Origin of the sequence: Pseudomonas frederiksbergensis, from assembly GCF_003732665.1 — a bacterium.
Classification (GTDB): Bacteria; Pseudomonadota; Gammaproteobacteria; order Pseudomonadales; family Pseudomonadaceae; genus Aquipseudomonas; species Aquipseudomonas frederiksbergensis_G.
This window is the reverse complement of the sequence record NZ_MOBP01000013.1, coordinates 266146-285393: the sequence shown is the minus strand read 5'-3', so window position 1 is coordinate 285393 and position 19248 is coordinate 266146. Positions and strand designations below refer to the sequence as shown.

Genomic DNA, 19248 nt, shown 5'->3' with positions numbered 1-19248 from the left:
CGTGTAGCGCCGTTGGTGTCTGTTAGCCGGAAAAATTGAGCATTCGTTGCGGTTTGCGTTTGACCTGTTCTTCCGGCGCATTCATCAACGCCTGATCCATCAAACTCCCCGCCTTATCCTGATCCGCAGCCCCCGGCAGCACCGGCGGTTTAATCCCGATCCCCGTCCCACTCCCCGCCGACCCACCCGCATTAATCTTGATCACCGGCCCAACAACGGTAATCCCACCCGCATCCAGCTTGATAAAACTCCCACCCGCCTTAACGGTGAGTTCCATCCCAGCCTCAATAACAATCTTGTCCCCAGCCTTCAGATGAATCTCCTGCCCCGCACTGGTCAACTGCGCAGTCCCCAACTTCACATGCTGGTTCTGCCCAATCGTCAGGTGGTCGTCCATCCGCACTTCACTCTTGCGATCGGCAATCGTCGTGCGATGTTCTTCCGCCTTCAACTCGGTGTAGGTGTTTTTCTCCACCGTGTCATGCCGCTCATTGCCGACGCGGATCTTCTGGTCGTGCTCAATGTTTTCATCCCAATCCCGCTGGGCGTGGATGAAGATTTGTTCCGCGCCTTTTTTGTCTTCAATCCGCAGTTCATTGAACCCGCCGCCCCCCGGTGAGCTGAGGGTTTTGAATACGGTGCGGGTTTTGTTGGCCGGCAGTTCGTAGGGGACCTGGTTTTCCTTGTGGTACAGGCAACCGGTTACCAGCGGCTGATCGGGGTCGCCTTCGAGGAAGGTGACGAGGACTTCCATGCCGATGCGTGGGATGGCGATGGCGCCGTAGCGGTCGCCGGCCCAGCTCGACGAGACGCGCATCCAGCAACTGGTTTTGTCGTCGGCCAGGCCTTCGCGGTCCCAGTGGAATTGGACTTTGATGCGGCCGTATTGGTCGCAGTGGATTTCTTCGTCTTTGGGGCCGGTGACCATGGCGGTTTGGCTGCCGAGGACGCGGGGTTTGGGGTGTTCCAGGGCCGGGCGGTAGAACACGTTCCATGGCGTGGCCAGGAAGCGGTTGCGGTAGCCCTGGTGGAAGTCGTCTTTTTTGTCGGTGGTGTCGCTGGGCACCGATTCTTCCAGCACTTGCGGCTGTTTGCCTTCGTGGACGATTTCGGTCAGCAGCCAGAGGTCGTTCCACTCGGTGCGTGGGTGGTCGGAGATTTCCAGGAAATGGCCACTCACCAAACGCGTCTGGTCGCCCCAGCCTTCCGCTTGCTGGTAGTCGGCGCGGTGGCGTTCCAGAGCGCGTTGGCTGAGGAATTTGCCCCGGGCGCGGTCGATGAAACGGCCGGGGTAGTCGTAGTCTTCGAGGTCCGGCTCGGTGCTTTCGCCGTCGGGTTTGTACGCCGCTTCGAGTTGCAGGCGTGGCTTTTCGAAGTCGTAGTCGCGACGGGTGACGCGGCCGGTGCGGGTTTCCAGGCGCAGTTTGAAGCCTTTGATCACCGGTTCGTCCGCGACCATGCCGCTGCCCTGCACATACGCGGTGGGTTGGCCGAGTTTCGGGAACACCGTTTGGTCGTCGCCGAACACCAACAGATGAGCTTTTTCGCTGTGCTGGAAGTGGTAGTGGATGCCTTCTTCTTCGCACAGGCGCTGGACGAAGTGCAGGTCGGTTTCGTCGTACTGCACGCAGTAGTCGCGGTCCGGGCAGGTTTCGCTGAGCTGGAAGCTGTAGGCGTTGCCCTTGATGCCGTGCTCGTCGAGGATCAGCGCGATGATTTTCGGCGCCGACATCTGTTGGTAGATGCGTTGGTTGGTGCGGTGGTGCAGGTATTGCAGTTGCGGCACCAGGGAGATTTTGTAGCGGGTCAGGCGTTTGCCGGCATCGCCCTGGGCCACGCGGTAGATCTGGCCGTGGATGCCAGAGCCTTGCGGGTCTAACGCCAGGAACGCCTGTTTGTGCAGGAGTTTTTCCAGGTCCAGGTCGGGGTTTTCGCTGACCAGCTCAATGTCGAAGCGATACGGCTGGCTGATGCCTTCGGTGCCGGTGAACGACAGCACTTGCAGGTCGCCCACGTAATCTTCAACCGTGAGGCTGAAGTGCGTTTCGTTAGCGGGGTTGAACATTGTTTGCTCCCTGTTCGGTTGTCATCCGTTACGCCCGCAGTCGCAGGCGTTGCAGCAAAGACGAGGTGGCGCCCATGGCGCTGAGTAATTGGGCGGCCGTGATGGTGCGTTTAGCCGGGTTGAAGGTCAGCGCTTTGCGCAGGGCTGGCCAGCAGTGTTTCGGTAGGTTGCGGGGTGCGTGCAGCTCGCGCTCCAGGCGTTCATCGCGGGCCTGGGTCGAGGGCAAGCGGCGGAACGGGTGTTTGCCGCCCGCCAGTTCGTAGAGCACGCAGGCCACGCCGTAGACGTCAGCGCGGGCGGTCAGCGGCTGGCCTTCGAGCAGTTCCGGGGCGGCGTAGCCTGGGGTCCAGGCATTGAAGCGGCTGCGGCTCAGGTGTGGCAGGCCCGGCAGGATGCCCTCTTCGGCCTGGCCGAGGCCGAAGTCGAACAGGCGCACGCCTTCTTCGCTGAGCATCACGTTGCTCGGCTTCAAGTCACCGTGCAGCACGCCGCGAGCGTGGGCGTAGGCCAGCGCGTCGAGCAGCGGCAGCGCGATGTCGCGCAGTTCTTTCCACGGCAGGCCCAGGGGCCGCTCGCAGAGTAATTTGTCCAGGGTCAGCCCACGCATGAGTTCCATGGTGATGAAGGCACGCTGGCAGTCGGTGTCGACTTCAAAGGTGTGGAAGCGCAGCACGTTGTCGTGGCGCAGGCGTCGGGTCAGGGCGAACTCGCTGTAGAGCAAGGCACTGGCGTCCGGCGATTCGGCAAATTCTTCGCTGAGGATTTTCAGCGCGATATAAGGGTCGGGATCGCCGAACTGTTCGTTCAGCAAGTCCCGAGCGCGGTAAACCGCGCCCATGCCACCGGCACCGAGCAGACGCTCGATGCGGTAACGGCCTGCCAGCACATCCGGCAACTCACCGACACTGGCCCGGGTCGGCGCCGGCGCGGGTGCTGCCTGATGCGGTTTGGCGAACGCAAAGTAGGTCAGGTTGTTGTCCTGCTCTTCGCTCACCAACAGGTCGTCGAGCGGTCGCATGAGTTCAGTCATTGGCGGATCACCACGGCAGTTAGGTTGTCCCGCGCCGAGCCACGCAAGGCGCCGTCGAACAGACGCTCCAGCGCAACATGCGGCGCGGTCAGGCTCAGGGCATTGCCCAAGGCATCGCTGCTCAGCCCTTGGTACAAACCGTCACTGCACAACAGGAACGTATCGCCGGGGTAAACCTCGAGTTCGAGCACGTCCAGGGTCAGCACATCCGCCGCCCCGACCGCACGGGTCAGGGCATGGGCCGAGGGATGGGCGCGGGCGTCTTCGATGCTCATGTTTTGCTCGTCGATCAGTTGCTGTTGCAGCGAATGGTCCTTGGACAGCTGATACAACCGTTGCCCACGCCACAGGTAGCAACGGCTGTCGCCGGCCCAGATGCAGGCCGCGCGACTGCCTTCTACCAGCAGCGCCACCACGGTGCTGCCCATGATGCTGTCGTGGCGCCCGGCGGTGACGGTCAACTCCTGGCCCAAGCGGCGATTGATCCAGTGCAAGCACTGGCGAATGCCTTTGAGTCGTTCGTCGAAGTCGTCTTGCACCGGCAATTCCGCCAGGCTGGCGACGATCAACTGGCTGGCAATGTCGCCACCCTGATGACCGCCCATGCCGTCCGCGACCACCCACAGCCCCTGCTGCGGACAGTCGAGAAAAGCATCCTCGTTGCGCGCCCGAACCTTGCCCGGATCGGTACGCGCAGCGCTGCGCCAGGGAGTGGCAACCAGCATCAGAGCTGCACCGGCATACGGAAGGTGCGCAGCACGCCCATGTCGAACGGGTTCGGCGTGCGCTGGCTCGACAGCAGGTAGTTGGCGCGCAGGCCACCCACGTCCGCTTTCAGCACCAGCACGTCACGACCGTTCAGGTACTCGGTCTGCATCAGGTCGAACAGACGGAACAGCGACCATGGGCCGGTGTTCTTCTCGATACCGATCGGGCGACCGACCATTTTGTCGAGGACCAGGCTGGTGCGACCATCTTCAGCGTCGGTCGGCCATTTGAACGACACCGGCACGATCGGACCGTGACGGTATTCGATGGTCTTGTCGCCAAACTTGAACTCGGAACGGCTGACGGCCGGGTCGAGGGTGTACGGCTCCAGTTTGAATTGCACCTGCGGCTCGGCCGGGTTTTCGGCGAAGAAGCTCTGGCGAATGGTTTGCGCCGCCGCCATCTGGTCGAGGTAGACCTTGGAGATCGGCAGGCTGTGACCATCGACGCTGCGCATGCGGTAGTTGCCCGGATCGCCGCTGACGAATGGACGCATGTAGGTGTCGAAGAACCGGTCATTGATGCCCTGGGCCTTGAAGAACTCGCGGAAGTCGCTGATCGCCACGTCGCTGGTGCTGTGGGCGCTGAACGGATACCGCTTGTTGATCGCCTTGCCGTAGAAGCTGTACAGCTCGCTCTGGTAGCGCTGGTTCAGGTACTGATAGGAATCGTTGAGCACCAGACGCCAGGTGTCTTCGGCCAACACGTTGAACCAGACACTGACCGGACGCGGCAAACGGTTGGAGGCATTGCGCAGGTTGCTCAGCGCATCACGCTGGCCGCCCATGCGGGTCTTGGCCATTTCAAACGCAGCCTGCTCCGGCGAACTGGCGCGGGCCAGGCTGGCGACTTGCAGTTGCAGGTCGTTGAGCGCTTGCAAGGCAGGGGTCAAATCAGCGGCCGGGCCGTTGTTGTCATCCAGCAGACGGTGCAGCGGTTCGAAGCGACGTTGCAGGGATTTCTTCGCAGTGTCCGGCAGGTTTTTCGTCGCCGCCATGTCCGAAGCTTTGTCCGCAGCGGCAGAAGCGAGTTTACCGAGTTTGCCCAACTTGCCTTTCTGATCGGCCAGTGCGCCCGCAGCATCCGCTGCTTGGTCAACCGGATCGGCTTCGGCCGGGAACCGGGTGTTCTCGCGCACTTCCACCAGCAATTGCAGCACCGGCGAGTTGGCCGAGGTCAGGCCCGCCAGTTGCTCGGCGCCGTCGCTGAAATCGCTGATCGCCGGCAGGGCAACCTGGCCTACGGCTTCGCTCCAGAAGTTGGCGTAGTCGCGGAAGTACAGTTGCTCCAGTTCGACCATCAGGCGACGCAAGTCCATGCCGCTGATGCCCGAGCCTTCGCCCAGCACCCAGTTGTCGCGCAGGATATCGGTGACCAGCGCCGAGCCCTGGATCGAGAAGTACTGCTGATAACCCTGTTGCGTGTAGAACCCCGGGATCACGTAGTCGGTGCCGACAAACATCGCCGCTTGGGGGCCGATGTGTTGGCTCAAACGGTATTCCGGCAGGTTGCGGGCCTGCTCGCGCAGCATCCGGTAAACCACGTTAGCCAGGGACTCGCTACGCAAGACCTGACGCGCCTGGGCCACCAGTTGATCGTTGAGCGGGTAGATAAACGGCTGCTGCAACAAGCGCTCGAAGTGCGTGTTCAAACCGTTCTGCACCGCCGTGTTGCCGGCGTAGCGCGTGGACCAGTCAGTGGCGACCCAATCCTTGAGCCAGCCTGCATCGCGGCGATCCTTCATGTTCAGCATCAGGTACGCACGCAGGCTGTTGAGCAAGCGCTCACGGTCCTGCATGTTGGCGCGGATCTGCCCTTCCAGCAGGGTCGCGACCCGTGGCAACAGTTGCGCTTCGAGCTCACGCTCGTAGGCCGCTTTAACCACCGGGTTGGACTCTTCGCCCTGATACAAACCGCCGCGCTCGTGGTAACTCACGTCACCCTTGTTCGGGAACACCTGGGTCGCCGCGTAGCTGGTGTCGAGGGTCTTGAGCACAGCCATGGAGTCATCGCGCGGGCTCAGCGCCGAGCGCGATTGCGTCCAGTTTTGTGCCAAAGAACGCAGGTTTTCCAGACGCTCATAGTTGGCGGAGAAACCGCCCGCCCACAAGATGCCGAACAGCGCCAATGCCGCCAGTGCACCCACGTACAACGCACGTTGGCCCCAGTGGATGCGGCTGCGTTCGCGCTTGTCCAGGCCCGCCAGATCGGCTTCCGGGAAGATCACGCGGCTGAGCAAATGGTGGATGAAACGCGAACGGCCGCTGCGCAGGGTCGGCAGCACGCCGGCGTTCATGCCCAGATTGGCGCCGATGCCGGCGGTGGTCTGGTCCATTTCCTGGGTCAGGTGCGGGGCGCTGGTCAGGTAGAAACCGCGCAACTGGCTGACGCGCTGGTAGCGGTTGCCGGTGAACGCCATGTCGACGAACAGGCACAGGCGCTCGCCGATTTGCCCCAGTTGATGCGGGAAGTCGAGGATGCGGCCACGGCGCTGGGTGTCACGCTCCTGGTGCATGCGCATGATCACTTGGCTGTTCAGGCGACGCAGCAGCTCTTCGAACTCGGCGCGCAGCACGGCCACGTCGGTGCCGCTCTGCTCTTTGCGGAAACTGGTGCCGAGTACCTGATCGCTTTCTTCACGGCTCAGTTGATCGAAGAACTCGTCGAAACCGAGCAGTCGATCAGCCTTGCTGAGTACCAGATAAATCGGCACATCGACGTGCAGTTTCTGATGCACGTCCTGCAAGCGGGCACGCACCTGGCGCGCCAGGGTGTCGAGGTCTTGCTCGCTGCCACCCAGCAGGGTTTCTACCGGAATGGTGACCAGCACGCCGTTCAACGGACGGTTGCGACGGCGCTTGCGCAGCAGGTCGAGCAAGGTGCTCCAGGCGCTGCCATCGACTTCGGCATCCGGCTGGGTCAGGTAGCGGCCAGCGGTGTCGATCAGCACACCGTGGTCGGCGAAGTACCAGTCGCAGTGACGGGTGCCGAGGGTGTCGCGGGTCAGTTTGCGGTCGATCTTGTTGATCGGGAACTCAAGGCCCGAGAAGTCCAGCAAACTGGTCTTGCCGCTGCCCTGTGGACCGATCAGCAAGTACCAGGGCAAATCACTGCGCCAGCGCTCGCTGCGACCGCGATACAGGCTCGAAGTCTTGAGGGTTTTCAGCGCGTCCTTGAAACGCACCTTCAACTCTTTCTGCTCTTCGTCGATCAGCTCTTCACGGCGGATACGATCCTGGCCGTCTTCGGTGTCTTCGATGGCTTTCTTGCGCACACCGGCGCGCCAGCTGACGAAGACCATGGTCAGGCCCCAGATCAGGAACAGCACACTGATGGTCAGCAGGCGGGAGGTCGAACCTTCCCAGAACTTGTAGTCATCGACTGCCAGCAGCGGCCCGACGAACCACACCAGCAGCGCGAGGAACAGCACCACCAGCAAGGTCCAGACCCAGGTCTTGCGCAAGAATGCGCCGACTTTCTTGAAAAACTTTTTCATCACACGTCCCTGTTTACGGCTGCGACTGCGGCTGGACCGCGGCCGGATCTAGCTGCTGATAAGGTTGCAGAACGGTTTCGCGTTGCTCGCCCAATACCCAGGCAAAACCCGAATACATCACCACCAGGCAGACCACGGTAAACAGCACCACCATCCACGCTGGCACGATGCGCACCAGGCTGCGGCGCTGATCGTTCAAGCCTTCCCAATGGGGTGACAGCTCACGTGGCACGTCGCCGCGCAGTTGACGAATCTGGCGATACAAGGCGTCGCGGATGCCTTCGAGCTCGAGCATGCCGCGGGCTTGCACCCGGTACTTGCCTTCGAAGCCCAGGGACAGGCACAGGTACATCAGCTCCAGCATCGGCAGGTGCTTGACCGGGTTTTTCGACAGGCGATCCAGCAACTGGAAGAACTTCTCGCCGCCGAAGGTTTCGTTGTGGAAGCTGCTAAGCAGGCTCATCTGCGACCACTCGCTTTCGTTGCCCCACGGCGTGGTGACGACGGCTTCGTCGACCACGGTGCAGAGCACATAACGGGCGGCCATCACCTGGCTGCTTTCGGCGCCGTTGTGCAGGGCGCGTACTTCAAACAGCTTCAGCGCGGAGGTCAGTCGCTCGTTGAGCGCGTACATGTCCTCGCGGGTGTCGCTGTGCTTGAGGCGTACCACTTCCGACAACAGGTCGGACGCCGCGGCCACCAGGGAATTGAGGCTGATGTTGAACGCTTCCGCCGGGCGCAACCGCGCGGCGTAGATCATGCGTTCTTCAAGCTGTTCGAAGCGCGGTGGCGCGGCGAAGTCAGTCAGCGGACTCGAAGCAGGGCCGTGGCCCTGGCGGTCGAGCAGGACGGTTTTGTCGTCCTGGTTGTGTTCCATGTCCTTAAACATATCGGTCAGTTCCTGATGGCCCAGAATTTCAGTTCAAGCTCGGCAAATTCGCCGGACACGTGGAACGCGAAGCCGCCGGAGCGCTCGAGTTGCGCCAGGTCTTCGGAACTGAGTTCGAGGATGAAATAGGTTTTGTTGGAGTGGAACGCGATCTGCCGCGGGGCCACCGGCAACGGTTTGACCTTGATGCCTGGCAGATGCAGGTTGACCAGTTGGCGGATGCGCTCCACCGGGCCGACCTTGAGGTGCGCCGGCAAACGGTGGCGCAGTTCTTCGGAATCGCAGTTGGCACTGGCCGCGAGCACGAACGACGCCGAGCCCAGCAGTTTGTGGTCGTGCAACGGCGAGACGATGATCCCGTACTGACGCGCTTGCAGCACCAGTTCGATGGCGTGCTGTTCGAGCACCATCGACAGCACCTGACGAATTGCTTCCATCAGTTTGCGGAAGCTCGCGCCCTGGTCGCTGTGCTGGTAACGGCTGTCCAGGCGCGGGCGTTTGCTGTCGCTGGAGAAGGTCGCCAGATCACCGAGCATGGTCAGCAGCGTGCGGTACAACTCTTCCGGGTGAACCTGCTCCAGGCCGAGGTAGTGGCGCAGCAGCAGCTCGGTGCGGTTGATCAGTTGCAGCATCATGAAGTCGCCGACTTCCGCACCACCGACCTTGCCGTTGGAACGGATGCGGTCGGCGATGGTGTCGCCCCGGTGGCCGAGCATGCTGATGACTTCTTTGAGGCACGACAGCAGGTAGCTGGACGAATGCGCCTGGATGTAGGTCGGCACGAAGTCCGGGTCGAGGCTGATCACGCCGTCTGGCGTGGTGTCGAGCACTTCGCAGATCTTCAGCTTCACGTAGGCCTGGTCGCTCTGCTGCTCGCCGAGCAACAAGCGGAAGTCCGGACGGGCGCAGCTGACCTGGCTGGCGGAGTCGTCGCCGGCGTTGGAATCGGCGACTTCCGCTTCGTACGCGGTGTAGCGCGCCAGCACGTCGGATTGCTCCGGGCGACGGGCTTCGATGTGGTTGCCCGTGACCAGCGGCAGCGCCAGGTAGATAGGCGTGTTGCCGGTGTTCGGCGGCACGTCCAGGGCCAAAGGCTCGGTGTTGCCGCCCAGTTCGAACAGGCTGCCGTCCGGCAAAATCCCCGAGGCCTGGCTGATCACCAGTTTGCCCATGTTGAGGAACTGCAAGTCGATGTCCAGGTTGAGGAAGCCCCAGGTGTAGCTGCCCAGCAACTGGGTGCGGGTCTTCATCTGGTGGTCGTAGTAGCGATCGTTGTGCTGGAAGTGCTGCGGACGCAGCAGCATGCCTTCCTGCCAAATGACTTTATGGGAGTTCATGATCAGTCAACCGCCTTGGCGAGCGTTTCATTGGTGTTGCGGATGCCGGACTGGTCGAGGGTCAGGTCAGCCTCGGTGACTTCCACCGGGGTGACTTGCACCGTGTAGCGCCACTTGGTTTCCGGCAGGTCGCGGTAGGCGGCGAGCACGCCGACGTAGCGGCTGCCCTCTTCCACGCTGAGCTTGAGCTCGACGGTTTCACCCGGGCGCAATTCCAGCTCTTCGGTGGCCACCATGTCCGGGGCCAGGGATTCCTTGGCGCGCTCGTACAGGCTGAAGAAGTCAGCATTCTCGAAGGCCACCGGATGCTTGAGTTCGAACAAGCGCACGACGATCGGCGACGGACGACCGTTGAGGTCCGGGTTCAGTTGATCGCTGGCGGTCAGCTTCAGGTTGAGTTTGGTCACGGTGGAATATGGCGACAGCGACGAGCAGCCAGCCAGCAGCACCAGGGCCGTGAGCGCTGTCAGCGTCTTGAAAAAAGCGGTCGAGCAGCGAGACATGCGCATCATCCTTGGTGGTCATTGTGAAGGGAGGAAATCAGGCGGATCTGTTCTTCGTAAGCCTGGGCAAAGTCGCGAGCCATCAAGCGTTCGCTCCAGTCATCGTCCTGACGCATCGCCTGGTGATAACGGCCGTAGGCTCTCCAGCGACTGCCGGAGGTGGCGAGGATCGGCTTGTTGTCGCGCTCGAATCGCAAGGTCAATTGCTCGGGCGAGAAGTGCTCCAGGGTGCCGCGAACGGCGGCGCGGCTGGCGGTCAGCAACGCCACCTGATGCGCCTGCAAATCCCGGAACGAACGGGAGATCGCCTGCTCGGCGGACAGCTGCCCCGGTTTGTTCGGCTGCAGCAAAATCCCCAACGCCTCACCGGCATCGACTGCAAATTTCAGCGGATTCTTCTGGTTGCCCTGGACGATTGTCTGAGCCAGGCGCAGCTCGTTTTTCAGCTCGCTGCGCGTGCGCAGGCTCTGTTGCAAACCACCGACGCTTTGCTTGAGCAGACGCGCAGCGTTCAGCGCCAGGGCTTCGCGGGCGTCGTGGTCGAGGCCTTTGAGGTCTACGCCCAAAGCGGCACCGAAGTGCTCCCAGAACCCTTCGCTCTGGCGCTCGACGGGTTTCGGCGTCGGGGCTGGCGTTGGTTCGGCCGGGGCTTCGATCAGCTCCGGGACCATCAGGCTTTCCATGTCGATGCGCGCGTAATCGGCGCGCTGACGGGTGTCTTCGGGGGCGTTGCGCGGGGAGATCAGTTCGTCGATTTCCGAGTACACGCGCTCTTGCTGGTCGAGGGCATTCAGCGGGTCGAGGTCGAGGAACGCGTCATCCGGGATGATGCTGCCGGCCGCCTGCGGACGGCCGACTTCGACGTCGAAGGTCGCCGGGTCGCGCACCAGCCGCGCACGGATTTCGAAATCGCCCAGCACGTAGGTGCTGCCGTGTTCGATACGCACCGCTTCGCCCTTGCGCAGGCGCGCGCCGCTCTGCCCATCCTGGACGCCGTTGCTGCTGGTGTCGGTCAGGTAAAACGTGCCTTCGCGGTAGCTGATGTCCACATGGTGGTTGGACAGGTGCCGCTTGCGGTCAGGGATGATCCAGTCGCAATCCTCGCCCCGGCCAATCACGCCACCGGCCTGTTTGAAGGTCTTCTGGCACAAATCCGTGGGCACGAACTGCTTGGTGTTCAGCATTTCGAAAACCAGTTCCATGATGATGCTCCTTGCGGTCACTTGCCGCGATTGACCGCCTGCGGATCACCCAATGGGCGATAGGTGTTGTCGTTGAATTTGTAATTGCCGCTGCAGCCGCCGAGGCCGCATAGAACGACGAGGGTCAGCAGGACGGCTTGCCAGTGACGAACAGGCATCAGAGGGTCTCCAGGGGTAGACAAAGTACAAAGCGCCAACCCTTGCGGGCGGCGCTGTTAGAAGCGAATGAGGTGAAGCCGAAGGTGTTTTGCCTAGCCATCGAAATCACCCAGATTGATATTCAGGCGCCCGAGGCGATACAGCAGGGTGCGGCGCGGCAGCCCGAGTTCGCGGGCGGCGAGGGTCTGGTTGCCGTCGTTTTTGCGCAGGCAATCGAGCAGCAGACTGCGTTCGACCTGCTCCAGGCGTTCGCGCAAGTTCAGGCTGCTGCTGTCTTCCGGCATGGCTTCCATGCGCAGGGAGAAATGCTCGGCCAGCAACTCGCCGCCCTCGCACAACAGCACCGCCCGTTCGACCAGACCTTTGAGTTCCCGCACGTTGCCGGGAAAGGCATAACCGGACAGGTGATCCAGCGCCGCATCGGACCAGCGCACCGCGTCCCGTTGCAGGAACGAGCAGGCTTTTTCCGCGAAGTGCCGGGCCAGGTCGAGGATGTCGCCCTCGCGCTGACGCAGGGCCGGCAACTCGATCGGGAATTGCGCGAGGCGGTAATACAAGTCCTCGCGGAATTTGCCTTCGCTGACCAGCACCGCCAGATCCCGGTGAGTCGCGGCGATGATGCGCACGTCGATCTTGTGGGTGTCGTTGGAACCCAGCGGCCGAATCTCGCCTTCCTGCAACACCCGCAGCAATTTGGCTTGCAGGGACAGCGGCATGTCGCCGATTTCGTCGAGCAACAAGGTGCCGCCATTGGCTGCATCGAACAGCCCGGCGCGGTCGCGATCAGCGCCGGTGAAGGCGCCTTTGCGGTAGCCGAACAGTTCGCTTTCCAGCAGGTTTTCGGGGAATGCCGCGCAGTTCTGCACGATAAACGCCTGGGAACGCCGTGGGCCGCAATCATGAATCGCCCGCGCCACCACTTCCTTGCCGGTGCCGGTTTCGCCGCGCAGCAGCACGGTGTAAGGGCTGTGCAGGACTTTGCTGATCAACGAATACGTCTGGCGCATGGCCGCGCTTTTGCCGATCAGGCCATACCCGCTGGCGCTCGGAATCACCACTTTGGCCGGTCGCGCATCGCTGGTCGGCTGACGCAGGCGTTGCAGCAGGTGCAATTGGCCCAGCACGAACGAACCGAGCTGCCCGAGGGAATCGGCAAAGCCTTGCAGGTCGATATGCCGGCGGCTGGCGCACAGCAGCAAGCCTTCGACGGCCTTCTGCTGATTGACCAACGGCACGCACAGCAGCGATTGCCACGGCGTTGCCTGGCTCGGCAGGAACGAGGTTTCGTGCAGGCTGCCGCTCAATTCACTCAGGCACACCACGCGGTTCTGGCACAGGGCGAATTGCAGCAGTTGTTCACCGTTGTAATCCGCCGGCAGGCTCGCTTCTTCCCGGGGTTGCAGGATGCCGTTGAGGCATTCGGCGTTCATTCCCAGGCAGGTGTGGGTCGCATCCAGCAGGTACAACTGGGTCAACTCGCAACCGCTGAGCTCGGCCAGACCGCGCACGAAGTCACCCAGCAACGCAGCACCGTCCGCCGCCCGCGACAGGCTGGCGAACTGCGCCAGCAAGGCTTCGGCGTAGACCAGTGGTTGCGGCACTTGAGTGAACATCACACCCACCTCAGGCGAACTCGCAGATCACGCTGGCGTTGCCGTCGAGCGTGGCGTGAACGCGCTTGAGGCTTTCGCCGGTGGCCATCGCATCGAGCAAGCGGTCCGCCACCAACGGCAGCACGTGCAGGTCCAGCAAATGGTCGATCAAGCGCGCGCCGCTGTCGCTCTGGGTGCAGCGTTCGGACAGGTGATCGACGAGGTTCTGGCACCAGGTGAATTCCAACTGACGACGGTTCAAGCGTTCGCCCAAACGACCGAGTTTGATCTCGATCAGCTCGCGCAATACCGGGCCGCCCACCGGGAAGTAAGGAATCACGCGCATCCGCGCCAGCAATGCCGGTTTGAAGTGTTTGCTCAGCACCGGGCGAATGGTTTCTTCGAGCAGTTCGGCGGATGGCCGTTCGCCGTTTTCACAGAGGTCGGCGATCAGGTCGCTGCCCAGGTTCGAGGTCATCAGGATCAACGTGTTGCGGAAATCGATCTCGCGCCCTTCCCCGTCGTTGGCCACGCCTTTGTCGAAGATTTGGTAGAACAGGTTGAGCACGTCCGGGTCAGCTTTCTCGACTTCATCGAGCAACACCACGGAGTACGGCTTCTGCCGCACGGCTTCAGTGAGCATGCCGCCCTCGCCGTAGCCGACGTACCCTGGCGGCGCACCGATCAGGCGCGAAACGGTGTGTTTCTCCTGGAACTCGGACATGTTGATGGTGGTGATAAAACGATCACCGCCGTACAGCAAATCGGCGAGGGCCAATGCGGTTTCGGTCTTGCCGACGCCGCTCGGGCCGACCAGCAGGAACACGCCCACCGGCGCATCGGGTTTGTTCAGGCCGGCGGCGGTGGCGCGCATTGAGCGATCCAGTGCGTGAACCGCTTGTTCCTGGCCACGGATGCGCACGCGCAGGTCGGTGGCGAAACTGGCAACCTTGGCGTTGTGCTCGCGGGCCAATTGCGCCAACGGCACGCCGGTCCAGGCGCTGATCACTTCAGCCACCAGACGCGGGCAGACTTCGAAGCTCACCAGACGTTCTTTGACTTGCAGCGCGGTCAGGGTTTTATGGGTTTCGTTGAGCGAGGCTTCCAGCGCTTCGACGGTTTGGGTTTCGTCGACAGGCGCTTCAAGGGTTTCGATCACGGTGCCTTCGGCGTCTTCTTCAACCGTCACGGTTGGCTCGACGGCTACGGCGACCCGGGCCTTGGCCAGTTGCTGACGCAGGTCCAACAGGCGCTCGGCCAGTTCTTTCTGTTCAGTCCACAGGGCTTCCAGCGCGACGCTTTCGTCTTCGGCTTCTTCCAGACGCGCTTCCAAAGCGTCCAGCGCTTCGTGATCGATCAGCAGACCGGCCTCGGCATCCCGGCGCAGAGCCTGACGCTGACGGCCACCTTCGGCCAGTTCACCCCGCAGACGCTCAAGGCTTTCCGGGGCGGCGGCGAGACTGATGCGCACCCGGGCGCAGGCAGTGTCGAGTACGTCGACGGCCTTGTCCGGCAGTTGCCGACCGGCGAGGTAACGCGCCGACAATTCGGCAGCGGCGACCACAGCGTCATCACGCAGGTAGATGCCGTGGCTCTTCTCGTAGACCTGGGCCAGGCCACGCAGAATGGTCACCGCTTCGCTGACGGTCGGTTCGTGCAGTTGCACCGGTTGGAAACGACGGGCCAGGGCCGGGTCTTTCTCGAAGTATTTTTTGTACTCCGCCCATGTGGTCGCAGCGATGGTGCGCAACTCGCCACGGGCCAGGGCTGGCTTGAGCAGGTTGGCCGCGTCGGAACCGCCGGCATTGCCGCCCGCGCCGATCAGGGTATGGGCTTCGTCGATGAAGATGATGATCGGTTTTGGCGAGGCTTTGACTTCGTCGATCACGCCTTTGAGGCGCCGCTCGAATTCACCTTTGACGCTGGCACCGGCCTGCAACAGGCCCATGTCCAGCGACAACAACTCAACGCCTTTCAAAACCTGCGGCACTTCACCGGCGGCGATGCGCGAGGCCAGGCCTTCGACGATCGCGGTTTTACCGACGCCGGCTTCACCGACCACAATCGGGTTGTTTTTGCGACGACGGGCGAGGATGTCGATCATCTGGCGGATCGCGCCATCGCGGCACAGCACCGGGTCGAGTTTGCCGTCCCGGGCCTGTTGGGTCAGGTTGTGGGTGAAACGCTCCAGCAAGGATTCGCCCGGCACGGCGGATTTGCCGGTGGCCGGTTGCTCTTTCTGGGACAGGGCAAATTCTTTCAGGCGATCGATGTTCAGCTTGGCCAACAACGCCTGGTAGCGGCTGCCGGCGTAGCGCATCGGGTTGCGCAACAGCGCGAGGATCAACGCCGCTTGCTCGACCTGGGTCTGGCCCAATTCAAGGTTGGCCACCAGCAAGGCATCTTGCAGCCATTGCACCAGTTCCGGAGCGAACACCGGGTTGCGCGAAGCGCTGTGCTCGACCCGGGATTGCAGCGCGGCACTCAGTTCACCGGCATCCACTTCGGCATCTTGCAGTGCGCGTGCGAGCAGGCCATTCGGGCGCTCCAGCAAGCCCAGCAGCAGGTCTTCGACAAGAATCTTGCTGCCGCCACGGGCGACGCAGCGTTCGGCCGAACTTTCCAGGTCGCGACGGGTTTCGGCGTCCAGCGCCTGAATCAGTTGTTGCAGGTCTACGTTGCTCATTTAGTCATCTGTCCTTAATGAATTTTGCTGCCCAAGGTGACCACGCCGTCCGCTTTTTCGCGGCCCAGCCAACTGGTCCACCCCAGGCGACAGGCGTTCTGCTCACCGATTCGCAGTTCGCGGATTTCTTCCTGGCGCAGCACCAGGCGAATGTCGTAATCAAGCGGGTCACGCAGGGTGAACCGCACCAGCGCGCACAGCGGCTGGTAGCCGAAACCGATCGGCAGGAATTCGTGAAAACGCAGCCAGTCGAGCTCGCGGATGTGAATGCGGAATTTGCCGCTGCGGTCGCGCACGTGTTCGCCGAGCACCAGGTCTTCACCGAGCATGCTGTTAGCGCGGCCGAGGCGATTGCGCTGCTCGTCGAGGATTTCCACGCGGCGTTCGATGCACTGTTCGATGGTCAGTTCGGCGTGCTTGAAGTAGTAGCGCAGCACCGCTTCAATCAGCGCCGCCGAGTGCGCCCGCAAGCTGAGCAGGCCGAGGTACGGCAACAGGCGTTTCCAGTTCAGTTCCTGGGCCTTGCGGATCTCTTCGCCACCCAGGCCGATCAGCGCGAATAGCTGCGCGGAAAACGGGTCAAGCGCGCCGCTCTCGAAACTGGCGCGGTAGCGATACTTGCGCCAGATCGGCAGCATCAGCCGTTGCAGGCGATGGTGGAACAGGTCAAGGAAGTTGCGCGTCGGGTTGCCGTCTTCGCTGTCGCCCAGGGCCTGTTCGCCGTAGAACGCCGGCAGCGGCGAACCGGAACCGACCAGGCCGATCAGGTTGAAACGCATCCGCGCGCGCAGGTGCCCGTGCTCGGTGAAAAACTCCACGCGATCAACGTCACTGCCAGGGAAACCCAGGCTCGGATTGGCCTGGAATTCCAGCTGATCGTACAAATCGTCCTGGCTCAGGTGCGGGTGGGCCTCGCGCAGCCGGTCAACCACCAGCAGCACGGCCTGAAACAGCGAGTACTCGCGTATTCCTCGGGTCAGTCCGCTTAAAGCAGCGGCTGAAGGCCCATACGTGGTGTCCATTGGTACACCTCTCCCTGTGTGCTTTTTACCCGCAGCTCGTGGTACGAATTGAGACTGGCGTAAAGCGCGAAAAACTCGTTGAGAACCGAAGCGAAAACGAACAGGTCGCCCTCGCCGATATACCCTTCCGGGTCGATGGTCAGCTCGGTACGCAACCCGCGTACCGGCAACCCTCGGTGCAATCTGTCGACGTGTTGGTGCTTGATCGACTTGAGCCCGCCCAGCAGGCGTTTGCTGACTTTTTCCGCGTGTTGGTCGTAGTAGCGCGGCAGGTCGTAGGTTTCGAGAATCACCTTCAACGCATTGACGTCGGCCAGGGACAAATAGTTGAGCGACATGTTGCTGATCAGCTTCCACAGGAAGTCGCGGTTCAGCGGCGGCGCATAACTCGGCGTGGCCGGGGTGATGTTGCGGAAACTCAGGAACTCCGGCGTTTCTTCGCAGGCCTGGCTGATGTCGCCGAGCTTGAGCTTGCGCGGCAGGTTCTGGTTGGTGCACATCAGCTCGATCGACAGGGTTTCGTGGGCTTCGGTGTGGCGGATGCCGAAGCTCAGGTAAGTGTCGAGGCCGTTGTGCAGCGAGGACGAGCGCTGGCGGATGCTGTAATGCGGACGGCTGTTGGGCACGTCGAAACTCGGATCGTGCTCAAAGGATTCGAACGGCACGTACTCCTGATAACCGAGGCCGCCCGGCTTCCAACCGGTGACGGTTTCCACGGAAAACACGCCGCAGTTTTCCAGGTCGTATTCCGCTGGCAGCAGCAGGTATTCATCCTGTTTGCCGTCGAGGCGGATCGGCAATGCGTCGTGCTTGAACAGGTTGACGATGGGCGTGCAGTAGAGCTTCACGTTGTCCAGGGTCGGCCGCAGGCGCTGGATGCCGCTCTTGCGAATGTCGAAGCGCAACTCCAGACCGCGTACTTGTTTGAGGGTGTCTTCCGGCAGTGCCTTGAGCAGGTCCAGGCCATTGATATCGACGAACAGGAATTTGTCCTGGAAGGCGAAATACTCTTGCAGATAACGGTAGCCACGGAAGGTGTTCAGCGGATACGGGATCAACGCTTCTTCTTCGGCAAAACCCACCGGCTGCACGCGGTCGCCGGGCATCTTGAACGCCATCGGCATGCCGTTGACGCCGTTGATCGGCTTGCCGGCGCCGTCCAGTGGAATCAGCTCGATACCTTCCAGGTTGCGCAGCAAGCTCAGGTACAACATCTGGCTGATGTAGCGCTCGCCGGCAAAGTGCAGGCGCAAGCGGCTCAGCTCCAGTTCGCCGAGGTGACCGTCGGCGCTCATCTCCAGGCGCAGGCTCAACAGAGAACCGTCGCCCTTCACCGAGTAATTCAGCGCGGCCAAATCGAGCGGCAAGACTTCGGTCGGGTAGCAGGTGCGGAAGCGGCAACGCACGTCATCAATCGGCACGCTTTCCACCGGCGTGTCACGCTCGACCATCAGTGCAGGACCCGAACGCTTCAGCGGATCAAACTGCAAAATGCTGAACGCCGGCAGCGGCCGCATGTAGTTGGGCCACAGCAAGTGCATCAGCGAATGGCTGAGCTCTGGCAACTCGTCATCGAGCTTCTGGCGCAGGCGCCCGGTCAGGAACGCAAAGCCCTCCAGCAACCGCTCCACGTCCGGATCCCGCCCAGCCTGACCCAGAAAAGGCGCCAACGCCGGGCTACGCTCGGCGAATCGACGACCCAACTGGCGAAGTGCGGTGAGTTCGCTTTGGTAGTAGTGGTTAAAGGACACGGGTTACCTGCCTGGTATTGAATCTCATGAAAAAACTGTCCTATACAGCGCGACGGTCAGACCGGAAACCACATAGCCGGCGATGAGCAGGTACGCCAGAAAAGCCAGCCAGCCCACCATCATCGGGAACCCGGCGAGGTTCCCCAAAAGCACAAAAGCCAACCCGCAAATCACCCAAGGGGCGGCGTAAAACGGGATGAATGTCAGTGGTGCACGCCAGATTTTCTTCAGGATCTGTTGTTCGGTCATTTTGCTCAGCGCGGGTGTTGCCCATGTAGCGAACGCGATATAGGCCGGGATGCCGAAGGCGAGGACATAGATCGTCAGAAATTGCTCCCAGCCTGAAACCGCTGAATAGCCGTGTGCCCACTCGAGAATAAGCAGAGCCACGAGCACGGAAATCGGGACCCAGAGGGCTGTTTTCAGGAACCTGCGTTGGCCCTGATTGATCATTGGCCCATGAATAAGGAGTCGATTCATGGTATGCACCAGGTGCGGACATCCCGTTTGTCGAAACCTGCGCACTGATTGCTTTTGGAAATTGATCGATAAGGTGCATTGGGGATATAGGCAAAGTGGTAGTAGCTGCGTGCATCCTCGCCATAGAGCCAGTAGTTGCTCGACCCCTGATTGATCTCATAAGGCTTGAAAGTCCAGATTGACGACTCACCCGGGATAAAATTCATACGGTCCATCAGCAACATCAGGGCATTCGAAAACACGGGTGTCGCCCAGGTCAGAACCATTG

The 19248-nt window shown here is 61.7% G+C and carries 15 protein-coding genes; all 15 read right to left on the bottom strand.

Annotated features, from left to right (window positions below; translation table 11 throughout):
- Window positions 1-22: 22 nt before the first annotated feature.
- The 15 genes from BK665_RS21705 to BK665_RS21635 all read right to left on the bottom strand — a co-directional run bounded on the left by BK665_RS21705 (window position 23) and on the right by BK665_RS21635 (window position 19246).
- Entirely contained in the window at window positions 23-2065 is a 2043-nt protein-coding gene (locus tag BK665_RS21705) for a type VI secretion system Vgr family protein (RefSeq protein ID WP_123408670.1), read from the bottom strand.
- A 28-nt stretch (window positions 2066-2093) separates the two neighbouring features.
- Window positions 2094-3095: a serine/threonine-protein kinase gene (locus BK665_RS21700; RefSeq protein WP_185076596.1), complete on the bottom strand. Its 1002-nt coding sequence runs from the start codon at window positions 3093-3095 to the stop codon at window positions 2094-2096.
- A complete protein-coding gene (locus BK665_RS21695) occupies window positions 3092-3820 on the bottom strand; it encodes a PP2C family protein-serine/threonine phosphatase (RefSeq protein ID WP_123408669.1) in 729 nt (242 codons plus the stop codon). The genes BK665_RS21700 and BK665_RS21695 overlap by 4 nt, the downstream gene beginning before the upstream one ends.
- The gene (gene tssM / locus BK665_RS21690; RefSeq protein WP_123408668.1) at window positions 3820-7359 is read right to left on the bottom strand and encodes a type VI secretion system membrane subunit TssM; all 3540 of its coding nucleotides are present in this window, start codon (window positions 7357-7359) and stop codon (window positions 3820-3822) included. Before tssM ends, BK665_RS21695 begins: the two co-directional genes overlap by 1 nt.
- Before the next feature lie 13 nt (window positions 7360-7372).
- Window positions 7373-8248, bottom strand: coding sequence for a type IVB secretion system protein IcmH/DotU (icmH, locus tag BK665_RS21685; RefSeq protein WP_123408667.1), 876 nt, complete (start codon window positions 8246-8248; stop codon window positions 7373-7375).
- Between the two features lie 5 nt (window positions 8249-8253).
- On the bottom strand, window positions 8254-9585 hold the full coding sequence (gene tssK, locus BK665_RS21680; RefSeq protein ID WP_123408666.1) for a type VI secretion system baseplate subunit TssK: 1332 nt from the start codon (window positions 9583-9585) through the stop codon (window positions 8254-8256).
- A 2-nt stretch (window positions 9586-9587) separates the two neighbouring features.
- A complete protein-coding gene (tssJ, locus tag BK665_RS21675) occupies window positions 9588-10088 on the bottom strand; it encodes a type VI secretion system lipoprotein TssJ (protein WP_123408665.1) in 501 nt (166 codons plus the stop codon).
- A 5-nt stretch (window positions 10089-10093) separates the two neighbouring features.
- Complete coding sequence (gene tagH, locus BK665_RS21670) at window positions 10094-11290, bottom strand: type VI secretion system-associated FHA domain protein TagH (protein ID WP_123408664.1); 1197 nt, start codon at window positions 11288-11290, stop codon at window positions 10094-10096.
- Between the two features lie 17 nt (window positions 11291-11307).
- The gene (locus tag BK665_RS21665) at window positions 11308-11448 is read right to left on the bottom strand and encodes a type VI secretion protein (protein ID WP_092276060.1); all 141 of its coding nucleotides are present in this window, start codon (window positions 11446-11448) and stop codon (window positions 11308-11310) included.
- A gap of 93 nt (window positions 11449-11541) precedes the next feature.
- A complete protein-coding gene (locus tag BK665_RS21660) occupies window positions 11542-13062 on the bottom strand; it encodes a sigma-54 interaction domain-containing protein (protein WP_123408663.1) in 1521 nt (506 codons plus the stop codon).
- A 10-nt stretch (window positions 13063-13072) separates the two neighbouring features.
- On the bottom strand, window positions 13073-15727 hold the full coding sequence (gene tssH / locus BK665_RS21655) for a type VI secretion system ATPase TssH (RefSeq protein WP_123408662.1): 2655 nt from the start codon (window positions 15725-15727) through the stop codon (window positions 13073-13075).
- 14 nt (window positions 15728-15741) lie between these two features.
- On the bottom strand, window positions 15742-16749 hold the full coding sequence (tssG, locus tag BK665_RS21650; protein WP_123408661.1) for a type VI secretion system baseplate subunit TssG: 1008 nt from the start codon (window positions 16747-16749) through the stop codon (window positions 15742-15744).
- Complete coding sequence (tssF, locus tag BK665_RS21645; protein WP_123408660.1) at window positions 16713-18500, bottom strand: type VI secretion system baseplate subunit TssF; 1788 nt, start codon at window positions 18498-18500, stop codon at window positions 16713-16715. The genes tssG and tssF overlap by 37 nt, the downstream gene beginning before the upstream one ends.
- A 24-nt stretch (window positions 18501-18524) precedes the next feature.
- Entirely contained in the window at window positions 18525-18980 is a 456-nt protein-coding gene (locus tag BK665_RS21640; protein ID WP_259699646.1) for a hypothetical protein, read from the bottom strand.
- Entirely contained in the window at window positions 18977-19246 is a 270-nt protein-coding gene (locus BK665_RS21635) for a hypothetical protein (RefSeq protein ID WP_259699649.1), read from the bottom strand. The genes BK665_RS21640 and BK665_RS21635 overlap by 4 nt, the downstream gene beginning before the upstream one ends.
- Window positions 19247-19248 lie beyond the last annotated feature (2 nt).

Bases quoted from the DNA above. Each gene is read 5' to 3' on its own strand.
- BK665_RS21660 (WP_123408663.1), bottom strand. From the start codon at position 13,062: ATGTTCACTCAAGTGCCGCAACCACTGGTCTACGCCGAAGCCTTGCTG.
- BK665_RS21635 (WP_259699649.1), bottom strand. From the start codon at position 19,246: ATGGTTCTGACCTGGGCGACACCCGTGTTTTCGAATGCCCTGATGTTG.
- tagH (WP_123408664.1), bottom strand. From the start codon at position 11,290: ATGGAACTGGTTTTCGAAATGCTGAACACCAAGCAGTTCGTGCCCACG.
- BK665_RS21640 (WP_259699646.1), bottom strand. From the start codon at position 18,980: ATGAATCGACTCCTTATTCATGGGCCAATGATCAATCAGGGCCAACGC.
- BK665_RS21700 (WP_185076596.1), bottom strand. From the start codon at position 3,095: ATGACTGAACTCATGCGACCGCTCGACGACCTGTTGGTGAGCGAAGAG.
- tssM (WP_123408668.1), bottom strand. From the start codon at position 7,359: ATGAAAAAGTTTTTCAAGAAAGTCGGCGCATTCTTGCGCAAGACCTGG.
- tssH (WP_123408662.1), bottom strand. From the start codon at position 15,727: ATGAGCAACGTAGACCTGCAACAACTGATTCAGGCGCTGGACGCCGAA.
- tssK (WP_123408666.1), bottom strand. From the start codon at position 9,585: ATGAACTCCCATAAAGTCATTTGGCAGGAAGGCATGCTGCTGCGTCCG.
- tssJ (WP_123408665.1), bottom strand. From the start codon at position 10,088: ATGTCTCGCTGCTCGACCGCTTTTTTCAAGACGCTGACAGCGCTCACG.
- BK665_RS21665 (WP_092276060.1), bottom strand. From the start codon at position 11,448: ATGCCTGTTCGTCACTGGCAAGCCGTCCTGCTGACCCTCGTCGTTCTA.
- tssG (WP_123408661.1), bottom strand. From the start codon at position 16,749: ATGGACACCACGTATGGGCCTTCAGCCGCTGCTTTAAGCGGACTGACC.
- icmH (WP_123408667.1), bottom strand. From the start codon at position 8,248: ATGTTTAAGGACATGGAACACAACCAGGACGACAAAACCGTCCTGCTC.
- BK665_RS21705 (WP_123408670.1), bottom strand. From the start codon at position 2,065: ATGTTCAACCCCGCTAACGAAACGCACTTCAGCCTCACGGTTGAAGAT.
- BK665_RS21695 (WP_123408669.1), bottom strand. From the start codon at position 3,820: ATGCTGGTTGCCACTCCCTGGCGCAGCGCTGCGCGTACCGATCCGGGC.